The organism is Xenorhabdus hominickii (genome assembly GCF_002632725.1).
GTDB lineage: Bacteria > Pseudomonadota > Gammaproteobacteria > Enterobacterales > Enterobacteriaceae > Xenorhabdus > Xenorhabdus hominickii.
In genome coordinates this window covers 1-994 of the sequence record NZ_NJAI01000057.1, presented here as the reverse complement: position 1 = coordinate 994, position 994 = coordinate 1, and the positions used below count along the sequence as shown (strand labels likewise).

The 994-nt window shown below is 40.5% G+C and carries 1 protein-coding gene; it reads left to right on the top strand.

Translation table 11 applies throughout. From position 1 onward, the window contains the following. The first annotated feature begins 94 nt into the window (after nt 1–94). Nucleotides 95–979 (top strand): IS982 family transposase, encoded by an 885-nt coding sequence (locus Xhom_RS25000; RefSeq protein WP_069315479.1) that lies wholly within the window; start codon nt 95–97, stop codon nt 977–979. The last annotated feature ends 15 nt before the right edge of the window (nt 980–994 follow it).

The window sequence follows — 994 nt, the reverse complement described above, 5'->3', positions numbered from 1 at the left end:
TTAACCCGAATTCTGGATAAGAAATTGACGAGAAGCCTGTTCCCGGAGCAAAGTTTTGGTGCACACCGAAAACAACTCCGAGGGGGAACAGGCTATGGACAAGTTAGTTGAAATTTTCTGTGATGTCGATGATTTTTGCCGTTTTTTCATTCCTCAATGGGAACAATTTTGTCTTGAGAGTGGGCATCGTTTACGCCGCCGACAAGGTCATATGTATCCCAGTGAAATCATGACCATTTTGATCCTTTTTCATATGTCGCATTACCGTGATTTTAAAAATTTTTATTTAGAACATATTTGGCAATACCACCACCGCGACTTCTCCACTTTACTCAGTTATACCCGTTTTATCAGCGTTGTCCCTTCCGTTTTGGTGCCACTATGCAGCTATCTGACTCAATTAAAAGGGAAACCCACAGGTATTGCTTTTATTGATTCCACCAGTTTGAGTGTCTGCCATAACATTCGCATCCCTCGACATAAGGTCTTTGCGGGAATAGCACAGCGTGGAAAAAATTCAATGGGATGGTTTTATGGTTTAAAATTACACTTGGTTGTCAATCATCAGGGGGAAATTCTAGCGCTTAAAGTCACTGCCGGTAATGTGGATGATCGGGAACCTGTTCGCGAATTAACAACAGAATTAATGGGTTCTCTTTACGGCGATAAAGGTTCTCTTAGTCAGGACTTGGCGGACGATTTAGCCAAAACCGGTGTCACTTTCATCACGAAAAAACGGCGTAACATGAAAGCACGTATGCAAGCTGAGTGGGATAAAATAATGTTAAAAAAGCGTTTTATCATTGAAACGATTAATGGACAATTAAAATTAATTTCTCAGATAGAGCATTCTCGCCACCGAAGTATAAGAGGATTTATGTTGACCGTTTTAGGTGGACTGATTGCTTACTGCCTTAAATTGAAAAAACCATCACTGAAAGTTTTCTACTCAGAAGAAGCTGTTCCAATGATGGCTTAAGCAGAATTCGGGTTA